Here is a 19,494-nt window from a genome sequence, read left to right as displayed (position 1 = left end):
CCGCGGTTGCCGGGTGCTTTATAGCAGAAGGCCGCTTGACTGCTGAGAACGACACGCGTGTAATTAGGTGGTAAAGCGGTTCCCCGATCCGCCCGGCGCTCGTCGCCTCGGGCACCGGGCCGCGAGTGGGAGAGCGCGACAGAGGGGAGTCGATCGTGGAGGAAGCAAAGCGCCTCCGGGAGGAGTTCCGTGAGCCGCGCCAGGGTGTCACGGCGAGGACGGCAGCGGATTGGTTCGTCGATCCGACCGCGCCCGCACCGGAGTATACGCCCGACCCGCTCGGCATCGACCCAGTGGGCCTGGAGCCGCGGCTGGAGGTAGAGCGCAAGGTCGCTCCGCTGGCCATGCTGTTCGGCGAGTCGGACGGCACGCTGGACTGGCAGGACGAGGCACTGTGCGCGCAGACCGATCCGGAGGCGTTCTTCCCGGAGAAGGGCGGCTCCACCCGGGAGGCCAAGCAGGTGTGCAACAGCTGCGAGGTCAAGGCTCAGTGCCTGGAGTACGCGCTCGCCAATGACGAGCGCTTCGGCATCTGGGGCGGTCTGTCCGAGCGCGAACGGCGCAAGCTGAAGAAACGGGCTGTGTGAGTCCAGCCGTGACGGCGGTCGTCGTCGCCGCTGAGAACCCCGCGGGCCTGTCCCGCACCGTGCAGGCGGTGCAGGGGCGGGCCCAGCGCATCATCACCGTGGGCATCGGCGCCGATGCCTGCCGCATCACCCTCCCCTCCGGCACGCCGTTCTCCCGCGGCTACACGGCAGGGATCGAAGCCGCGGAGGCCGAGGGCGCCGAATGGGTGTGGCTACTGCCGGCGGGTGCCGTTCCTGAAGACGAGGCGCTGGACGCCCTGTGGGAGACCGCGCAGCAGTCCGCCACCATCGAAGTCCTCGGTCCGCTGCACCTGACCGAGAACGGCCGGATCCTGGAAGCGGGGATGACCGCCGGGTCCGGCTGGCGTCTGACCACGGGCCTCGCCCCGGAGGAGATCGACCAGGGCCAGTACGCGGACCGTTCGGACGTGCTGGCCACCAGCATGCACGGGATGCTGGTGAGCATCGCCGCCTATCGCCGTGCCGGGGGATTCCACCACCTGCTCGGGACCGCCTACGGGGCGCTCGACTTCTGCCGCCGGGCCCGCCTGGCCGGTTCGCGGGTGTGCCTCGTGCCCGGTGCCCGGCTGCGGCACCGGGCCGAGGCGGCCCGGACGTGGCACCCGGATGCGCAGCCGGCACGTGCGCTCGAAGCACGCTGGAGCACCTGGCTGCTGGCGTGCCGCCCCGGCGTGCCGTTCTTCCTGCTGCTGTGGCTTCAGCTGCTCGGCGTGCTGCGCGCCCTGTACCGGCTGGCCGCCAAACAGCCCCGCCACGCGCTGGCCGAACTCCGGGCCTCCGTCGCCCAGCTCGGCCGCTTCGGTGCGATCCTCGGCCTTCGCCGTCGTACGGCGAAGGCCGCGCGACTGCCCCGTTCCGCGCTGGACTCCCTGCGGCTGGACTGGCGGTCGACGCGTGCGGCCGCGCGGATCGAGACCAGTCCGGATGAGCCTGCCGCCTCCGCGGCGGCCGGCGCGTCCGCCGGTGAAGCCGGTCCGGAGGACTTGCGTACCGCGCCGATCAATACCGAGAACGTGGTCGCGGGATTCTCGCCCATCGACGCGCTGGGCGCCCCGCGCATGCGGATCGCCACGCATCCGGCGGTGCTGCTGACCGCGCTGGCGCTGGCCTGCGCCGTGGCCGGCCAGTTCCGCCTCGCCGCGCCGGGCCACCTGACCGGGGGCGCGCTGGCGGCCACCGATGTCTCCTGGCCCGAGCTGTTCGCCGCTGCGACCGGCACCTGGCAGCAGACCGGTCTGGGCCACACCGCGCCGCCGGATCCCATGCTGGGCGTGCTGGCGCTGTGGTCCCTGCCCTTCCTGGGACAGGTGGCGCTGTCCGTGACCGTCCTGTGGTTCCTCGCCCTGCCCCTCGCCGCCCTGAGCGCCTATACCGCCGCGGGGGCGCTCACCCGTTCGGCATGGGCCCGGGCCGGTGCCGGCCTGGTCTGGGCGGCGATGCCCACGCTGCTGCTGGCACTCGACGAGGGCCGCATCGGGACCGTGGTGGCTCATGTGCTGCTTCCGCTGGCCGCGCTGGGGCTGATCCGCGCCACCGGCGCCGCCCGGCCCGGCCGGCGGGTGCACTGGGGCCGTCCCGGAAGCGCCGGCGTCCCCTCCTGGACCGCAGCCGCGGCGGGGGGCCTCGCCTTCGGCGCCGTCGCCGCGGGGGCCCCCGTCCTGATGCTTGCCGCCGTCCCGGCCGTGCTCATCGCCGCCCTGGCCGCCGGCCGCGGCCGCCGCGCACCGCTGCTGGTCTTCCCGCTGGGCACGGCGGCACTGTGCCTGCCCTGGCTGATCCGCGCGGTCCGGCAGCCAGAACTCCTGTTCTCCCAGCACGGCCGCCTGCTCAGCGAAGATCCGGTACCGGTCTGGCAGCTGCTCCTGCTGCAGCCATCGGCGGCAGCCGGCCATGACTGGCTCTCCGGCCTGGACCCGCACTACCTTCTGCTCCTGCTCAGCCCGCTCCTGGCGCTGTACGTGCTGGGCATGCTGCGCCCGCATGTGCCCACCGGAGTGCTGGCCTGGTCCGCGGGCCTAGTGCTTCTGGGACTCGCGGCGGCGGTGGCGCCGCTGACGGTGGCCGTCGGAGCGGACCCGCTCGTGGTGGCGGCCGGCAGCCCTGGGCCGGGCCTGAGCCTTCTCGGCCTCGGGTTCCTGGCCGCGGCCGTGCACGCCGTGCGCTGGCAGGGCCGACGCTCGCCGATGTCCTGGACAGCCGCAGTGCTCGCCGCGCTCCTGGCCGCCGGCAGCCTCGGACAGCTCGGAGTGTGGTCCGCCGAGGGCGCGCTGCAGCAGCGGGCGACCTCGGCGGTGGGGGTGAGCGAGACACCGAGCCTCTCAGCCTTGGCACGCGACCGCTACGCCGGTCCGCACCGCCAGCGGGCGCTCGTCCTCCGGCAGGTCGACGGGCAGATCCTCGGTGAGATCCGCGGCCCGGAAGGCGGGACCATCCTGGCGGTCAACCAGGCGGTGTCGGGTTCGCGCGTGAACGGCTCCTTCGGCTGGCGGCAAGCGCGGGGACTGGACGAAGCCGAGCACGCCATCGGTTCGGCCGTGGCGGCGCTGACCGCCGGAGCCGGCACGGACGCCACGCCGCTGCTGTCCCAGATCGGGGTCGGTACCGTGATCCTGGAACTCGATCCGCCTGCCGCCGGCGCCATGGCCCCCGCCGGGTCCGTGCTCGCCGAGGAGGAAGACTCCGCCCGGCTGGACGCAGTGTCCTCCGCGCTGGACAATTCCCAGGGCCTGAGCCGGCTCGGCGAGTCCGCAGCCGGGCGGATGTGGTCCGTCGACGCCGCGGAGGAGCCCTCCTGGGCTGTGCTCGAAGGCGAAGACGGCACCCGGCAGCCGCTGGAGGTCAGCGCGGACGGCAGCATCGCCGTGCCCGAGGGCTCCGGCTCCCGGCGCGTCATCCTCGCTCAGCGTGCCGATGAGGGCTTCACGGCGACGATTGCCGAGACCCGCATCGAGCCGGCCGCCGGCGACTGGCGGCTGGCGTTCGACGTCCCGCCCTCGGGCGGCACCCTGGAGGTGCAGCATCGCGAGACGGCCGATGCGGCCTGGACGGTGGTGCGAGGCGCGCTGCTCGTCCTCGTCCTGCTGCTGTCGGTGCCGCTGCCAGGCGGCCGTACCGTGGTGCGCCCAGGAGCCACGCGGGACGGCGCGCAGCCGGAGGGAGGACGGGAATGAAGATCTCCGCCGCCACCGCGCGCAGCCTGGCGACCGCCGTGGGTCTCCTGGCTACGGGCGGGGCCGTGCTGGCCGCGACCACCGTGCTGCCGGTGCCGTATGCGGGCTCGGACCGCGCGCCAGCCTCGGTGTCCATTCCGGCCTCGGACACCCTGGCCGCGTGCCCGGGGCCGCTGCAGCTGCCGGAAGAAGCCGCCGGCACAGACGATGAGTACGCCACCGGCGAGGCACAGACCGAGCGGCTGGCAGCGCTCTCGGTGCCCGCTGACGAGGTCGCTGCGGCGGCGCCGCTGGACATTCGCGCGCTGGCGAGCGAGGACGGCGACGAGGAGGACATCGCGCAGCAGGAAGACGCCGAAGGGTCTCGCTTCGAAGACGATCTGTCCCGCCCGGTGATGCTCACCGGCACCGTGCTGGGCTCCACGCCGGCACAGGTGCAGGGCACTCAGCTGTCCTTGAGCAGGGACGGCGATCTGCGCGGCCTCGCCGCTGCCGGCTGCACGCCGCCGGCCACCCAGCAGTGGCTCGTCGGCGGTTCCACCCGCATTGGCTCCACCAGCCAGCTGGTCCTGCAGAACCCCAGCTCGGCGCCGGCAGAGGTGGAGATCAGGATCTTCTCGCCCGACGGTGAGGTCGAACTGCCCGGCTCCGAGGCGGTGCTGGTCGAGCCGCGTTCGGCCCGCACGGTGCTGCTGGGCGGACTGGCCTCGGAACTGGCCGAACCGGCGGTGTCCGTCACATCCTCCGGCGGTCTCGTCACCGCGGCCATTGTGGAATCCGCGCTACGGGGGCTGGAACCGGCCGGCGTGGACATCGTGACCCCGGCCGAACCCGCCGAGTCCCTCGTCGTTCCCGCCGTGTCACTCGCGGAGACCGAAGCGGAGGACGCCCAGCCGGAACTGCGCATCGCGAACACCTCCGCCGAGCCCGTCGATGTGGAGCTCCTGGCGCGGGGAACGGACGGCCCGGCGGACTGGGCGACGGAGCGTACGAGCGTTCCCGGAAACGGGGTGACGACGGTGCCGCTCGACGGGCTTCCCGCCGGCGACTATCAGCTGGAACTCGCCGCCACCGGGCCGGTCGTCGCCGGCGCCAAGTTCACCCGGGAGGGAGAGGTCGCGGTGGAGAACGAGGTGAGCGGTGAGACCGGCAGCCGGCCGGCGACGGAGTTCGCCTGGTCGGCTGGCCGGCCCGCTCTGTCCGGCCAGCACCTGCTGCCGCTGCCCGAAGGCGCCCAGGCCCGCCTGGTCCTCGGCCGGGAGGGAAGCCAGCCGGCTACCGTCCGGGTCAGCGCGGTCGGTGAGGACGGGCATCCCGGCGTCGCGGAGGACGTGGAACTCAGCGGTGAGGGCATCACCGCCCTGGACCTCGGTGAACTGTTCGGCGAACAGCCGGCCGGGATCGTCATCGATGCCCCCCAGGAACAGGCGGTGCATGCCGGGGTGGTGCTCACCGCCGGGGACGCCGAAGAAGGGGAACTCGTCTCGTCTCTGAGCGTTCCCGCGGCACCCGCCGGCGCCGGCTCCCGGGGCGTCCGCGTGCTGGGCTGATCTCGCATCCGGCAGCTCGGCACGCCGCGCGGCTCGCGTCAGCCGGGTAGCAGCATGTCCAGCAAGGCTGGGTGGAGAACGCCATTGCTCGCCAGGGCACTCTGAGTGCTGAAGCCGCTGTGTCCGCTGAGGTCGGTGAAGCGGCCGCCGGCTTCCGTGACGATCAGCGAACTCGCGGCCAGGTCCCACGGCTGACCCCACGGGTCGATGGCGGCGTCGACGGCCCCGGCGGCCACGCGCATCTGGCCGAGGAACCCGCCGTGGCCGGTGGTGGCGTGCGCTCGCCTAGCGACATCGTCAACGCGCTCGCGCATGTCTTCTCGCACACCCGTGCGAGAAGACGGCACGAACTGATGCGGTGCGGCGATCGTCAGCAGCGCGTCCTCAATGCGATGTGTCACGCTGGCCTGCAGGCGGTGTCCATTGCGGTATGCGCCGTGATCCTTCTGGGCATACCAGCGTTCACCCCGAGCAGGAGCGCTCACGACGGCTACCTGCGGGATCGCGTCCATGCAGAGCGTGATCAGTGTGGCGAACTCTTCGATTCCCCGGCTGTAGTTCACGGTCTGGTCGAGCGGATCGATGACCCATACCCGCCCAGCCGCCGGCCACGGGAGGGGCGGCCCCTCCTCCGAGAGGATCAGATCCCCGCCGGCGCGTTCACGCAGTAGTGTGCGCACCGTCTGGTCGACGGCGAGGTCGACCTGCGTGACCAGGGTGCGGTCCGCTTTTCGCTTGGCCGGGATGTCACCGCCGAAGTGGCTCATCGTGATCGCGTCGGCCGCGTCAGCGAGGTCCTCGGCCAGGTGGAGGTCCGCGGTCGTTCCGGCGTTGGTCACGGACGAAGTTCCCGCGAGGCTCGCTTCACCTTGCCGAACGTTTCATCGGTGAGTTCGGCAGTCCTGATCGTGCACAGGGCGGCTGACCATCCGGCCAGGAAGTAGTCCCAGCCGTCCTCGACCGCTGTCCCGGCACTGCGGGCCTGTTCCAGGAACGTCAGAGGGCCGCGATAGTTGAAGTCCCAGGCGAGGGCGCCGGCGGGGAACGCCGACGGATCGCTGAGCGGAGACCCGGGGGAGGTCTTCCCGAGTCCGGTGGCGTTCATGACCACGGCGTTCTCAGCGCTGCCTGCGACGACACGATCCACCGCAGGGGTATCCTCCGCCAGCACCAGTTCGACGCTGCCGGCGGGCAGGCCTGCCCGCTCCCGCACCCCGTCGATCTCGTCCAGGGACGACTGCCTGCGTCCCACGATCCGCAGCACCGGGCCACGACCCGCGCGCGGAATCGCGCGGCCTGCTTGCAGGGAAGCGGGCAGATCCACCCGCATGGCCAGCAACAGCGCCGTGGCCGAGCCTCCTGCTCCCAAGCACACGAATTCCCTTTCGGCTACTGCAGAACCGAACATCTCGTCGAGCACGAGATCCAGTGACTGAGGATCGCGCGCGAAACCACGTAGCCCGTGGCGGCTGTCCACGCAGTTCACCTCGTGGGTGATCTGCGCCAGCGGATCGATATGGTCGAACAGCTCGGCAGCGGCCCGGTAGAGACGCAGCTTATGACTTGTGATCACGGCACCGTGAACGCGGGGATTACCCCGCATGGCGGTGAGCAACCGGCGGAACGTTTCCGCCGGGGCGGATTCCGGTACGTCGATCCCGCGCAGCGTGCTCCCAGGAGCCAGCACCGGTGCCCAGACGGGGAATGCCCGGTGAATGCTCGATCCGGCGGTGGACACGCCGACGAAAAGGTAGAGCGGATCCCCACTCCAGGACGCCACTTCATCAATAGTGAGCAAAGGATTATCGGTGCTGATCACCTGTGCATCCTCCCATTTCCATGCTGGCTATGCGCGTGTGCGTGGTCGTCATCGCCGTGGCACGCCGCCAGCTGCGCACCGCGGCTGACGGGTCGGCCGCCGCTTCGAAGGCCGAGGCGCCGAAGAACCCGCAAGGGAGAGGCCCCGGTACCAGGGGCCGCAGTTCTGAGTACAGCGCGGTGAACCGCTCGGGGGACGTGAGGTCTCCGCCATGCAGCAGGACCGGCATGCCGGAGGGTGCCTCCGCGGCGATCTCGCAGGCGCGGCGCGCCTGCTGCCGCAGGTCACCGGTGCCGTAGCCTGTGATGCCGAGGTGGATCACCAGTGCCGTGGCGCCAGCCTCCACCGCTACACGCGCCCAGGAGGCATCGAACACGTAAGCCCAGGCTTCCAGACCCCGCTCACGCGCGCTCCGTAACAGCTCCATCTCGCTGGACCGGCCCAGTCCTTCCGCTTCCAGGACGGCGCGGACAGTGCCTTCCAGCAGACCGACCGTGGGAGCGTTGAGAACGCCGACGGCGCCCTCCTCAGTGAGGAGATCCAGCATGCGGTCGACACCGGTCATCCGGTCGTTGCCGCAGACGGTGGCGACCACCGGTGTGCTTTCGCTTCCTGATACCACGTCCCGGATCATGCTGCTGACCTGTTCGTTCGCGCTCGCCCACGGCAGCAGACCGGCCACGGAGGGCATCCCGCGCTGCCGGTACACGCTGGAGTGATAAGCGACCACGCGGTCGACGCCCGCGTGGCTCAGCGAGGCAGCTCCGGCCTGGCTTGCGGTTGCGGCGAGGACCGGTGTTTCCGGGAGTCCCGTGCCGTTCACAGGAGATTCGCGTGTCGGCGGTTCAGTTCGGATGTCGGCACTTTGAGCCGAGCCTGGACGGAATGGCACAGTGCATCCCCGGTGATCAGGACGCCCTGCTCGAACAGCGAACCGGCATGCTGCCTGGTCGCCACCTCGGTGCGCGCCGGGACGATGATCCGGGCCTGCGCCTCCTGGGCCAACGGATTGTCAGGGTCTGCCGTGATGGCCAGGACCCGCGCCCCGAAGTCGCGTGCTGTGCGCGCCTGCTCCAGCAATGTCCCGCGTCCGGACGCGCTGACGATCGTGAGGAGGTCGTCCTTCTGGATGCCCGGCGCGGCGATCTCGCCGACCACGAAGCTCTGCAGGCCGATGTGCATCAGGCGCATCGCGATGGCTTTGGCCATCAGCCCGGACCGCCCGTTGCCGCTCAGGTGCACTCGCGGGACACGGCACAGCAATGCGGCCGCGGCCTCGAGCGCCTCGGCGTCAATGGCCGTGACTAGCCGCGCGATCTCGTCCACCGCGTGCAGGGCGAAACCTCGCACGGTCTCGTCCCTGTCTGCCTCAGCGGTCATGACGGCTGTCCTCCGACACGGCTGCGCGTGGCATTGAGCAACCGCGCGGCGCGGTGGTCGGACTGGCTCTCGAAGCGGGCGTGCAGAGCCGCGGTCAGCAACGGGGTGGGAACGCCGAGCTTGATGGCCTGTTCGGCTGTCCAGCGTCCCATGCCGGAATCGGGGACGCGATCGGATACCTCGTCCAGCGAGGGGTTCTCCTCGAGTGCCGCGACGGTCTGCTCAAGCAGCCACGAGCGGATGGAACTGCCACCTTGCCAGGCTTGCATTGCCGCAAGCACATCGACCTCGGGATGCGCGCTTAAGAGGGCATAGCCTTCGGCATAGCTCTCCATCACGGCGTACTGCACGCCGTTGTGGACCGCTTTGACCAGATGGCCCGAACCCGTTCCGCCTACTCGGCTGTGCTGACGGCCGTTGGACAGCGCATCGAGCACGGGACGAAGCACGTCGTACTGTTCCGGAGAGGACCCGACCATCAGGCCATAGCCGTTCTCCCTGCCCCATTGCCCGCCACTGACGCCGACATCGGCAAACCCGATGCCCCGGGCATTCAACGTCTCGGCATGTCTCACTGCATCACGGAAGTCGCTGTTGCCGCCATCGACCACGAGATCGGCGGGATCGAGCAGGTCGGCCAGCTCGCCGATGACGGTCCGGGTCGCGGAACCTGCCGGGAGCATGACCCAGATGACCCGGGGCGTGTCCAGGCGCCCGATCAGTTCAGGGGTTCCGGTGACGACGGTGGTGCCCTCGTCAGCCGCGCGCTGCCGGGATGCGGGATTCAGATCAGTGCCGACGACCTCGAGGCCGGCGCGGGTGAGTCGCCAGGCCATGCCCCCGCCCATTTTCCCAAGACCGATCAGGCCCAGTTTCATCGTCTCACTCTCAACTTCCATGTTGAATGTGCGGGACCAGCTGGTCCACGTTGCAATAGTGACGTGCAGTAGTGATCATAGGAAGAGTATTGGCTGGTAGATAGAGCCAATTAGCTTGCTTTGGACTCGAAGAGGAGGCCCATGTCGTCGTTCAATGTCCTGGACGCCATCGGCAGCTGGACGGCGCACTCCGGCCCGCTCTACCGGCGGCTCGCCACCGCGATCCAAGCGGCGATCGCCCGCGACGACCTGCCGCCGGGGACTGTTCTGCCGCCGGAGCGTGAACTCAGTCGGCAGCTTTCCGTAGGCCGCAGCACCGTCGTGGCGGCATATGACTTGCTGCGCGCCGACGGCTTGATCGTCAGCCGGCGGGGGAGCGGTACATGGGTGTCCGGGGCAGAACGCGGCAGTTCGAAGGCACCGCCGCGCGAGTCACTGCGCGGGGCCGCGCTGGACTCCGAGACGACGGTCCTCGACCTCGCCACCGCCTCGATGCCCGCGGCGCCTCTGCTCAGGGACGCCATTGCGGAGATGAACGGCGAACTGCTGGAGCGACTGCTGACGCGCGTGGGGTACTCCTCGCTGGGCCTCCTCGAACTCCGCCGGGCCGTGGCGGACCGGTTGTCACTGGACGGGTTGCCGACGGCCCCGGAACAGGTGCTCATCACCACTGGCGGGCAGCAGGCTCTGGCCCTGATCACGGAGTACAGCCTCGGCCGGGCACCTGGCGGCGACTACGCAGTGGTAGAAGATCCCACGTCTCCCGGGGTCCTGGACCTGCTGCGCAATCGTGCGGTGACGGTGCGCAGCGCCCAGTCGTTCTCCGGGTACGGCGCCACGCCTTTGCTGGAGTCGGTCGGGCGATCGGCGCCCTCGTTGGTGTACATCTACGGCTCCCTCGGGCCGGAAGGCCGGCAGCCCGCGACGGTGGAAGCGCATAGGCTGATCAGCGGACTGAGAGGCTTCTCCGGCGTGCTCGTGGACGACTCCAGCTCTCGGCCTCTCGTGTTCGGGGAACCGTCTCCCTACCTGGCGTCATTGACGAAGGAGATCACCGTCATGACCGTCGGGTCCATGAGCAAGGTCTTCTGGGGCGGCCTGCGGGTGGGCTGGATCCGGGGTGACGAGAACGTCATCGGCCGGCTGGCCAGGCTCAAAGCTCGTGCGGACCTGGGGACTCCGCTGCTGAGTCAGATGGTCTCGGCCTGGCTGCTGCCGCACCTGCCCGAGGTGGCTGCGCAACGTGTCGCCGAGTTGCACGCGAATCTCGACCTCGCCGAAGCCGCCGTCTCCGCCGAACTGCCAGAATTCGCCTGGTCCCGCCCCGACGGCGGTGTCTCGATGTGGCTCCACATGCCCTGGGGCGCCGCTGGCCCGTTCACTGAACTCGCGCGCAGGCACGGCGTAGCGGTGGTGCCAGGAACGCTGCTTTCGCCGGGCGGGCACTCTGACGCTTCCATCCGGCTCTCGCTCACCGCTTCGCCGGCCGTGCTGGAACAGGGCGTGCGGCGCCTGGCTTCCGCGTGGGCCGAATACTCCCGCGGCTCCTCGCCGGTCAACCTGCAGTAGGAAGGCTCGTCCCCGTGACTCACGCGATCTCCGACCCCGCCGGCGCTCAGGGGCGACTCGGCATGGACATGGGCGGCACGAACATCCGTTGGGTGTTCCTGGACGGGCGCGGCGCGATCGCCGATCACGGTGTGCAGCAGCTTCCCCGTCATGCCGAGGCGCGTCAGCGGGTGCCCGGCGAAATCGTGCGACGCTACCGGGGGCGGATCTGTGCCGCGGGTCTCGCCATCGCGGGCACGGTCGACGACGGCAGGATCACATGGTCTGCCAATCTCGGGCTCGCCGACATCGATTACGACGATGAACTCAGAAGAGCCGGCGCTCCACGCGCACGAGTTCTCAACGACGCCCAGGCCGCCGGGCTGGCCGAGGCCAGGATCGGAGCCGGTCGGGGCCACCGGCTGGTCCTCGTCCTGACCATAGGCACCGGAATCGGGGGAGCCGTCGTGCTGGAAGGCGGCCTGCTTGAAGGAAACCGGCCGGCAGGGGAAGTCGGGCATATGGTCGTCGACCCCTCGGGCCCAGAATGCAACTGCGGACGCCGTGGCTGCTGGGAGCGCATCGCCGGCGGAAGAGCACTCGCGGAGCTCGCCGCCGAACGCGGCAAGACGATCGTGGAGTTCGAGCAGGCCGCCCGTTGGGACGGCAGCCCGGAAGCGGTCCTTCTCGGAGAACGGGCCGATGCCTTCGCTGCGGGAGTGGACAGCCTATGCGCCATCCTGGCGCCAGAAGCACTCGTGCTCGGCGGGGGCGTGATGGCCCGCCGCGGTGTCATTGCCCAGAAGTACACGGAGGCCCTGTCAGGTCTCCGCTGGGGGGCGGGAACGCGGGTGCTCCATTCGCAGCTGGGAGACGCTGCAGGGGCACACGGCGCTGCGCTGGCCGCAGGAGACAGGGCCCGAGAGCATCCCAGCCAAACCGAGGCCAATGAACCCTGATTGGATCTATTGCAAAGACCAATCTCCGTCGATGATGGAGATGCGCCGGGCCCCAAGGACGTGCCCGGCGGGTAACACCGTAGCCACCCGAGCGAGACCGGCATCCGGTATCGCGGACCGAGGCAGTGCTGCAGGAACGAACGGATGCGGTGGTATGCCGCTTGACTCAAGGAAGAGGAAACGTGCGAATCGGAATCGTCGGCGCTGGGCTGCGCGGCAGCATGTTCGCCAATGCGTTCGGACACTACCCCGGGGTCGAGGTCGTCGGCGCCGCTGAGCCCAACAAGAAAGTGGCGGAGGCGTTCTCAGCGCAGTTCGGTGCGCCGGTTCACGAGACCGCCGAATCGCTGTACGACTCAGAGCGTCCTGATGCCGTGGTCATCGCGACGCCGGACTTCGCCCACGAAGCGCCGGCCGTGGCGGCAGCGCACCGTGGCATTCACCTGCTGATAGAGAAACCGCTGGCGACGACCATGGAGGCAGCGAGGGCGATCGGCGAGGCAGCGCGCGCTTCGGGTTCGATGGTGGTGACCGCGTACGAGAACCGGTGGAACCCGGCCTTCCTCGAAGCCAAGACGGCACTCGCAGCGGGTCAGCTGGGCGAAGTGATCTCGCAGTCGGCTTTCCTGGCGAGTACTACCCGGGTGCCGACGGATATGCTCTCGTGGGCGGGAAAGACTTCTCCGACGTGGTTCTTCATGTCCCATACGGTTGACCTCGCCATGATGTTCTCTGGCAAGCCGGTCGCCAGCGTCTACGCGCGGGGATTCAAACGTGTCCTGGTCGAAAAGGGGATCGACACCTACGACTCAGTGCAGGCGATTCTCACCTTCGAGGACGGCACAACCGCTGTGCTGGACTCGACCTGGGCGCTGCCGGACAATCTTCCCTCCCCGTTCCCGTTCCGGTTCGAAGTGCGGGGCACGCTCGGTTCGATCACCATCGACCAGACGAATCAGAGCGTTGCCGTCAGCGGCCCGGACGGGTACGCCTGGCCCCGGACCTACTTTCCGACCGCGGACGGCAGGTTCCATGGGTTCCCGGCGTGGATGGCGCATGCCTTCGCGGACAACGTCCTCGGCCGGACCGAGCCCGAGGTGACCTACGAACATGCGCTGGCCGTCACTGAAGTCCAGGTGGCCATCGAGCGCTCGCTCGCCGAAGGCGCCGAAGTCAGCCTGCCGCTGTCCTGATCCACGAAGTGAGGAAATGAGTCGCATGCGCGCCGTTGTGTATGACCAGCCCGCCAGCTTTGAGGTCCGGGACATCGAAGACCGCCCCCTTGCCGCAGGTGAGATCCGCGTGGAGAACCTCATCGTGGGCGTCTGCGGAACCGATCAGCATCTGCATGTCGGTGAATTCGGTCCGCGTTACCCGCTGACCCCGGGGCACGAGATCGTCGGCCGGGTCGTGGAGACCGGTCCCGGTGTTTCCGGTGTCGAGCCGGGGGAACACGTCGCGATCGACAACACGATTTACTGCCGTCATTGCGAGGCATGCAAGCGCGGGGACGTGAACTTCTGCGAGAACGGGGTGGCACTCGGCGTCCAGGCGCCGGGTGGTTTCGCCACGCACGCGATCGCCGCCGCCGACCGCGCGTACCCCATCGGCGATCTCGATCTTGACGCCGCCGCTCTCATCGAGCCGACGGCGTGCGTCGTGCGGGGGCTGGACAACATCGATCTGCGACCGGGCTCCGATGTGCTCATCACAGGCGCGGGCCCCACCGCGCAGATCATGTCGCAGCTGATCGTCCGCGGTGGCGCTGCCCGGGTCACGATGGCGGCACCCACCCAGTTCAAACTCGACGTCGCACGTGCCAATGGCGTGGACGAGACGGTCCTCCTGGACCGGAACGATTTCAGGGCGTCGCACGCCCGGTTCCGAGAGCTGGCACCGCGAGGCTTCGACGTCGTCATCGAAGCGACGGGAGCCGTCAGCGTATTGCAGGACATTCTGCCGCTGGTCCGTTCCGGCGGCACCCTGGTTGTCTACGGCATGGCCGCGGAGGACGCCACCGTCGCGATCTCTCCGTACGAGATATTCCGTCGGGAGATCACCATCAAGGGGTCCTTCGCGCAGGCCTATGGATTTGCCCGCGCCATCGACTTCCTTAAGCACGGCAAGGTCCGTGCCGACGGGCTCATCACCCACCGTTTTGCGCTCTCCTCTTACGCCCAGGCGCTCGCTGCACTGCGCTCGCCAGACTGCCTGAAGGCCGTCGTCGAACCCCAGCGTTGATCATCACTCCAGGGCAACGACGCCCCCAGAAGATCAGAAAGTCAGGTGCTTCATGTTTTCCAGCAAGCGAACCGCGGGAATGCCCGCCCTCGCCACGGCCGCCGTCCTGGCACTCGGCCTCAGTGGATGCGGCGGCTCGGCTGACGCCGGTGACAGTGAGACCGGATCACTCCGGATCGGCCTCGTGACCAAGACGGAGACGAATCCGTTCTACGTGGCCATGCGGGAGGCGGCGGAAGAGAAGGCCGCCGAACTCGAAGTGGAACTGCAGACGTTCTCCGGCCGGGAGAACAACGACAACGACTCCCAGGTCATGGCGGTGGAGAATCTCATCTCCCAGGGTGTCGACGGCATCCTCATCACACCGGCCGATTCCGCGGCGATCGTCCCCACCATCGACCAGGCCCGTGAGGCCGGAATCGTGGTCTTCGCCCTAGACACGCCCACCCAGCCCGAGGACGCGGTGGATGCCACGTTCGCCACGGACAACTTCCGGGCGGGGCAGTTGATCGGCGAGTGGGCACATGCCTCGGCAGACAACCCCGACGATGTGCGAATCGCGCTCCTGGACCAGGACGCCAACAACACTTCGGTGGACGTGGCCCGCAATCAGGGTTTCCTGGACGGATTCGGCATCGACCTCGGTGATCCGAGCATCAACGGGGATGAAGACGATCCGCGTATCGCCGGTAACTACGCCACGGAATCCGAGCGGGACGAGGGCCGGAACCAGATGGAGAACGCGCTCCAGGCCAACCCGGAACTGGACATCGTCTACTCCATCAACGAGGTTGTCGCTGCAGGCGCCTACGAGGCAATTCTGGCCGCAGGCCGCGAGGACGAGATCACCATGGTCAGCGTCGACGGCGGCTGCCCCGGAGTGGAGGCGATCGCCGGCGGAACCCTGGGTGCGACCGCCATGCAGTTCCCCTCCGAGATGGCGATCCAGGGCATGGAAGCGATGGTCGCTCTCATCGGCGGTGAGGAGCTCACTGAGACGCAGGTCGACACTGGTTCCGCCCTGATCACCGATGATCCCATTGATGGGATCGAATCCCACGACTCCGAATGGGGTCTGGAGAACTGCTGGGGCTGAGCCGATGACGCGGAGCGGGCGTGCAATGAGGACGCCCGCTCCGCTCACGCTCACGACACGAAACCTGCGACGAGGACACCGCTGATGAAAGTTCCCGCCAAACTCGAGGGCACCGCGACGATCGAACCGACGACGAACCTGGCCAGCCGCGTACGTAACGTGCTGTACGCCTATCCGGTGATCGGGCCCGTGGTGGTCATGCTGGTGGCCACACTCGTGTTCAGTCTGCTCTCCGACCGGTTCCTTTCCCCGGACAACCTGTCCCTGGTCACCCAGCAGGTCATGGTGATCGGCATCGTGGGCATCGGGCAGACCTTGATCATCCTGACTGCCGGCATCGACCTCTCGGTCGGGTACATCGCAGTGTTCGTCTCCATCGTGATGGCGAACATCGCGGTATCGGCCGGGACGCCGGGAATCGTGGCCCTGTTGCTGGCCCTGGTGGTGGGCACGGCGTGTGGCCTACTCAACGGTGCTCTTGTCGTGGGGCTCAGGCTCCCGCCCTTCATCGTCACGCTGGGCACCATGAGCATTTTCCTCGCGCTGAGCCTCTACATCTCCGGCGGCGCCGCCATCCGAGGCGCCGATATGCCCGATCTCCTTACTTGGACCGGCTCGGCGTTCCAGCTGGGCAACACGCGTGTGGCCTACGGCGTGGTCGTCATGGTGGTGCTGGTGGTCCTGGTCAGTTACGCACTGCAGCGCACGGCCTGGGGGCGGCACGTCTACGCGGTCGGCGACGATATCGTCGCCGCACGTCTCTCCGGCATCCGCACGCGCCGGGTCCTTCTGAGCGTCTACGCCGTGGCCGGCCTACTGTACGCCGTGGGCGCATGGGCACTCATCGGTCGCGCCGGCGCCGCCAGTCCGCAGGCGGCGGCGACCCTCAACCTGGACAGCATCTCCGCCGTGGTCATCGGCGGCACGAGCCTGTTCGGGGGACGAGGGCTCGTGGTCGGAACACTGCTGGGTGCGCTCATCGTGGGCATTTTCCGCAACGGATTGGCCCTCATTGGCGTCCAGGTGCTCTGGCAGGAGTTCGCCGTGGGCGCGCTCATCATCGCCGCCGTCGCTCTTGACCAGTGGATCAGAAAGGGAAGCCGATGAGCAGTACGATGACGCCTGTGCTGGAAGCACGGAACATCACCAAGTCCTACGGGCACGTCCGGGCGCTGCAGGGTGTGGACTTCGACGTGATGCCCGGCGAGATCGTCGCGATCATCGGAGACAACGGCGCTGGGAAGTCCACATTGATCAAATGCCTCTCCGGGGCGGAGACCCCGGACTCCGGTGAGATCCTGGTCGATGGCGAACGCGTGCAGTTCACAGGCCCCGACAGCTCCCGGCAGTACGGGATCGAGACCGTCTATCAGACGTTGGCCGTATCGCCGTCTCTTGATATCGCGAGCAATCTCTTCCTCGGCCGGGAACGGCGCAAGAAGGGCATACTGGGCACGGTCTTCCGGATGCTGGACAGCAAAGGCATGAGAGAGGACGCCTCCCGTCAGCTCAACGAACTCGGGATCCTCACCGTCCAGAACATGAAGCAGCCGGTGGACACCCTCTCGGGTGGTCAGCGGCAGGGAGTCGCCGTGGCGAGGGCGGCGGCGTTCGGCAGCAAACTGGCGATTCTGGACGAGCCCACCGCGGCACTCGGGGTCAAAGAGTCGGGGAAGGTGCTGGACCTGATCCGCCAGATCCGGGACAGGGGCATGGCGGTCGTGCTGATCAGCCACAACATGCCCCAGGTCTTCGAGGTCGCCGACCGCATTCACATCCAGCGCCTGGGCCGCCGTGCCACAGTGGTGACGCCGCAGACTCACAGCGCCAACGACGCGGTGGCCATCATGACGGGCGCCGTCCAGGTCTGACAGACGGTACCGTAGCCGCCACGTGCCCCCGGCGGGCTCGGCTACACCTCGTCCTCGTCGATTCCCAGCAGGAGGGCCACCTGCTGGCGCAGCACTTCGCCGATGATCTCCGGCAGCTCGCGGGAGTCCTGTGCCCTGGTCTCGATGGGCCGGCGGAAGAGGACGATGTGTGCCGGAGACGCCTCGCTGGCCGGGAGGACCCTGCCCAGCGGGAGATCCTCCCCGGCCGGGAACACGGGCACGCGCTGCAGGCCGAATCGCACCGCCTCCAGTTCCGGATGCCGTCGTCGCAACGCGCGCAGCTGGCCGGCGTAGTTGCGCTCGAAGACCAGCTCGCGCCGCCGGGCGGCCGGATGCACGGAATCCAGCAGCGGACCGCGCAGGCCGCGTCCGCGGCGGTCCCGGCGCAGCCGGCGGGCATCATTCATGGTGACCATCCTAGAACCGCGCGCCGTGGCACCGGCGATGGCGCGCCTAGACCTGCTTCAGCGCGTCCGGGGCCCAGATCACGTGCCCATTGGTAGCCTTGGTGTTTGTGAGCGCTACCCGTCGTTGTTCCCGCACCGCCTGCCCCCGGCCGGCGGCTGCCACCCTGACCTACGTCCAGGCGGATTCGACCGTCGTCATCGGCCCCCTGGCGAGTCGGGCGGAGCCCGGCGCCCATGATCTGTGCCGGGACCACGCCGAGCGGTTCACCCCGCCGCTGAGCTGGCACGTCATCCGGCTCGGTGCCGGCGAAGCACCGCCGCAGCGCAGCCGCGACGATCTGCTCGCCATCGCCGACGCCGTCCGCGAAGCCGCCCGTCCGGCCCCCGCTCCGCCGGAACAGCCACCGGCGTCCCCCGGTACCGGCACCAGGCGGGGACATCTGCGCGTGCTGCCCACCGGAGGCGAGGAGTGAGCGCTTTCGGCCGCGTGCTGGGTGCCTACGATGTGCGGGGCCTGGTCGACGGCGAGCTCACCGCCGATCTCTGCTACGCCCTCGGCATCGGCGCCGGGGAGCACTTCTCCTCGCAGGGCGCCCAGGCTCTCGTCATCGGGCGGGACATGCGCGAGTCCGGCCCCGCGCTCAGCCGCGCCTTCGCGCTCGGCGTCCAGGAGGCCGGCCTGCGGGTGCTCGACGTCGGCCGCTGCGCCACGGACCAGCTCTACTTCGCCTCCGGAGTCCACCACCTCCCCGGCGCCATGTTCACCGCGAGTCACAACCCGGCCAGCTACAACGGCATCAAGCTCTGCGGCCCCGGCGCCGCCGGGATCTCCCGGGACACGGGGCTGAGCGCCATCGCCCAGGCCGCCGAGGCGCACCTCGGCGAGCCTCTGCCGCGCGAGGAACCGGCCGCGGAGCCGCTGCAGATCGCCGGCCGCTACGCCGAGACCGTCCGCCGGCTCGGGGCTCCCGGCGGGCTCGGCCGCCGGCTGAAGGTCGTCATCGACGCCGGCAACGGCATGGGCGGCATGCTCAGCGGCCAGGTGCTCGGCGGCGATGCCGGACTCGAGCCCCTGGACCTGGATCTCATCGGCCTGTACCTGGAGCCCGACGGCACCTTCCCGAATCACGAGGCGAACCCGCTCGACCCGGTGAACCTGGAGGACCTGCGTGCCGCCGTGATCGAGCACGGCGCGGACATCGGCCTGGCCTTCGACGGGGACGCCGACCGCTGCGTGGTCGTCGACGAACGGGGCGAGCCGGTCACGCCCTCGGCAATCGTCGGCCTGGTGGCAAGCCGCGAGATCGCGCGGGTGCGCGCCGCAGGGGAGAACTCGCCCGCCGTCATCCACAACGCCATCACCTCGCTGGCCGTGCCGGAAGCCATCCGTGAGGCCGGCGGCCGCCCGGTGGTCAGCCGGGTCGGGCATTCGCTCATCAAGGCAGCCATGCGGGAGCACGGTGCCGTCTTCGGCGGAGAGCACTCCGCGCACTACTACTTCCGTGATTTCTTCTGCGCCGACTCCGGGATGCTCGCGGCGATGCACGTGCTGGCGGCGCTGTCCGGCCAGGACGGACCGCTGTCCGAGCTCGTGGCGCCGTTCGACCGCTATGCCGCCAGCGGCGAGCTCAACTCCGTCGTTGCCGACCAGGCCGTGGTGATCGCGAAGCTGCGAGCCATGGCGGAGGCTGGGGAGTTCGGTCCGGCCCGGATCGAGGAGCTGGACGGCGTGAGCGTCATCGGCGCCGATGGTCGCTGGTGGTTCAATGTGCGCGCCTCCAATACCGAGCCGCTGCTGCGGCTGAACGTGGAAACGCCCAGCAGGGAGCGCACGACCGCGCTCGGCGAACGTCTCCTCGGGCTCATCCGGGAGAGCTGAGCCGCCCGGAGTGGCGTCGCCCAGCGCGTGCGGCGCGCCAGGTCGGCCGGTGCGGTGAAGCGGTATC

The 19,494-nt window shown here is 69.2% G+C and carries 18 protein-coding genes; 12 read left to right on the top strand and 6 right to left on the bottom strand.

Going from position 1 to position 19,494, the window contains the following annotated elements; genetic code table 11:
• Positions 1-155 precede the first annotated feature (155 nt).
• The 3 genes from IEW13_RS17785 to IEW13_RS10875 are packed head-to-tail and all read left to right on the top strand — an operon-like array spanning position 156 to position 5,328.
• Entirely contained in the window at positions 156-587 is a 432-nt protein-coding gene (locus IEW13_RS17785) for a WhiB family transcriptional regulator (protein ID WP_308420815.1), read from the top strand.
• Positions 584-3,778, top strand: a complete 3,195-nt coding sequence (locus IEW13_RS10880) for a glycosyltransferase family 2 protein (RefSeq protein WP_188550943.1) — start codon at positions 584-586, stop codon at positions 3,776-3,778. Before IEW13_RS17785 ends, IEW13_RS10880 begins: the two co-directional genes overlap by 4 nt.
• Positions 3,775-5,328 (top strand): DUF5719 family protein, encoded by a 1,554-nt coding sequence (locus tag IEW13_RS10875; RefSeq protein WP_188550942.1) that lies wholly within the window; start codon positions 3,775-3,777, stop codon positions 5,326-5,328. Before IEW13_RS10880 ends, IEW13_RS10875 begins: the two co-directional genes overlap by 4 nt.
• Before the next feature lie 38 nt (positions 5,329-5,366).
• Here the strand turns inward: IEW13_RS10875 and IEW13_RS10870 are convergent, their stop codons facing one another.
• The 5 genes from IEW13_RS10870 to IEW13_RS10850 are packed head-to-tail and all read right to left on the bottom strand — an operon-like array spanning position 5,367 to position 9,462.
• Positions 5,367-6,167: an inositol monophosphatase family protein gene (locus IEW13_RS10870; protein ID WP_237143150.1), complete on the bottom strand. Its 801-nt coding sequence runs from the start codon at positions 6,165-6,167 to the stop codon at positions 5,367-5,369.
• A complete protein-coding gene (locus IEW13_RS10865) occupies positions 6,164-7,147 on the bottom strand; it encodes a hypothetical protein (RefSeq protein ID WP_188550940.1) in 984 nt (327 codons plus the stop codon). Before IEW13_RS10865 ends, IEW13_RS10870 begins: the two co-directional genes overlap by 4 nt.
• The gene (locus IEW13_RS10860; protein WP_188550939.1) at positions 7,131-7,970 is read right to left on the bottom strand and encodes a phosphoenolpyruvate hydrolase family protein; all 840 of its coding nucleotides are present in this window, start codon (positions 7,968-7,970) and stop codon (positions 7,131-7,133) included. Before IEW13_RS10860 ends, IEW13_RS10865 begins: the two co-directional genes overlap by 17 nt.
• A complete protein-coding gene (gene hxlB, locus IEW13_RS10855) occupies positions 7,967-8,527 on the bottom strand; it encodes a 6-phospho-3-hexuloisomerase (protein WP_188550938.1) in 561 nt (186 codons plus the stop codon). The genes IEW13_RS10860 and hxlB overlap by 4 nt, the downstream gene beginning before the upstream one ends.
• The gene (locus IEW13_RS10850; RefSeq protein ID WP_268235199.1) at positions 8,524-9,462 is read right to left on the bottom strand and encodes an NADP-dependent phosphogluconate dehydrogenase; all 939 of its coding nucleotides are present in this window, start codon (positions 9,460-9,462) and stop codon (positions 8,524-8,526) included. Before IEW13_RS10850 ends, hxlB begins: the two co-directional genes overlap by 4 nt.
• A gap of 84 nt (positions 9,463-9,546) precedes the next feature.
• Here IEW13_RS10850 and IEW13_RS10845 point away from each other — a divergent pair, with 84 nt between their 5' ends.
• The 7 genes from IEW13_RS10845 (at position 9,547) to IEW13_RS10815 (ending at position 17,120) form a co-directional block, all read left to right on the top strand.
• Positions 9,547-10,974, top strand: a complete 1,428-nt coding sequence (locus tag IEW13_RS10845) for an aminotransferase-like domain-containing protein (protein ID WP_188550936.1) — start codon at positions 9,547-9,549, stop codon at positions 10,972-10,974.
• A 14-nt stretch (positions 10,975-10,988) separates the two neighbouring features.
• Positions 10,989-11,912, top strand: coding sequence for an ROK family protein (locus IEW13_RS10840; RefSeq protein ID WP_188550935.1), 924 nt, complete (start codon positions 10,989-10,991; stop codon positions 11,910-11,912).
• Between the two features lie 182 nt (positions 11,913-12,094).
• Positions 12,095-13,105, top strand: coding sequence for a Gfo/Idh/MocA family protein (locus tag IEW13_RS10835; RefSeq protein ID WP_188550934.1), 1,011 nt, complete (start codon positions 12,095-12,097; stop codon positions 13,103-13,105).
• A gap of 25 nt (positions 13,106-13,130) precedes the next feature.
• Positions 13,131-14,153, top strand: a complete 1,023-nt coding sequence (locus IEW13_RS10830) for a zinc-dependent alcohol dehydrogenase family protein (RefSeq protein ID WP_188550933.1) — start codon at positions 13,131-13,133, stop codon at positions 14,151-14,153.
• A 52-nt stretch (positions 14,154-14,205) separates the two neighbouring features.
• Positions 14,206-15,249: a substrate-binding domain-containing protein gene (locus tag IEW13_RS10825; protein WP_188550932.1), complete on the top strand. Its 1,044-nt coding sequence runs from the start codon at positions 14,206-14,208 to the stop codon at positions 15,247-15,249.
• Between the two features lie 84 nt (positions 15,250-15,333).
• The gene (locus IEW13_RS10820; protein ID WP_188550931.1) at positions 15,334-16,356 is read left to right on the top strand and encodes an ABC transporter permease; all 1,023 of its coding nucleotides are present in this window, start codon (positions 15,334-15,336) and stop codon (positions 16,354-16,356) included.
• Entirely contained in the window at positions 16,353-17,120 is a 768-nt protein-coding gene (locus IEW13_RS10815) for an ATP-binding cassette domain-containing protein (protein WP_229745092.1), read from the top strand. The genes IEW13_RS10820 and IEW13_RS10815 overlap by 4 nt, the downstream gene beginning before the upstream one ends.
• A gap of 41 nt (positions 17,121-17,161) precedes the next feature.
• On the opposite strand, the gene IEW13_RS10810 is transcribed toward IEW13_RS10815, so the two are convergent.
• Positions 17,162-17,548: a metallopeptidase family protein gene (locus IEW13_RS10810; RefSeq protein ID WP_188550930.1), complete on the bottom strand. Its 387-nt coding sequence runs from the start codon at positions 17,546-17,548 to the stop codon at positions 17,162-17,164.
• Between the two features lie 107 nt (positions 17,549-17,655).
• On the opposite strand from IEW13_RS10810, the gene IEW13_RS10805 reads away from it, so the two are divergent.
• Positions 17,656-18,021, top strand: coding sequence for a DUF3499 domain-containing protein (locus IEW13_RS10805; RefSeq protein ID WP_188550929.1), 366 nt, complete (start codon positions 17,656-17,658; stop codon positions 18,019-18,021).
• Positions 18,018-19,427: a phosphohexomutase domain-containing protein gene (locus tag IEW13_RS10800; protein WP_188550928.1), complete on the top strand. Its 1,410-nt coding sequence runs from the start codon at positions 18,018-18,020 to the stop codon at positions 19,425-19,427. The genes IEW13_RS10805 and IEW13_RS10800 overlap by 4 nt, the downstream gene beginning before the upstream one ends.
• The last annotated feature ends 67 nt before the right edge of the window (positions 19,428-19,494 follow it).

Origin of the sequence: Sediminivirga luteola (assembly GCF_014639315.1) — a bacterium.
Classification (GTDB): domain Bacteria; phylum Actinomycetota; class Actinomycetes; order Actinomycetales; family Brevibacteriaceae; genus Sediminivirga; species Sediminivirga luteola.
This window is presented reverse-complemented; position numbering and strand designations above follow the sequence as displayed.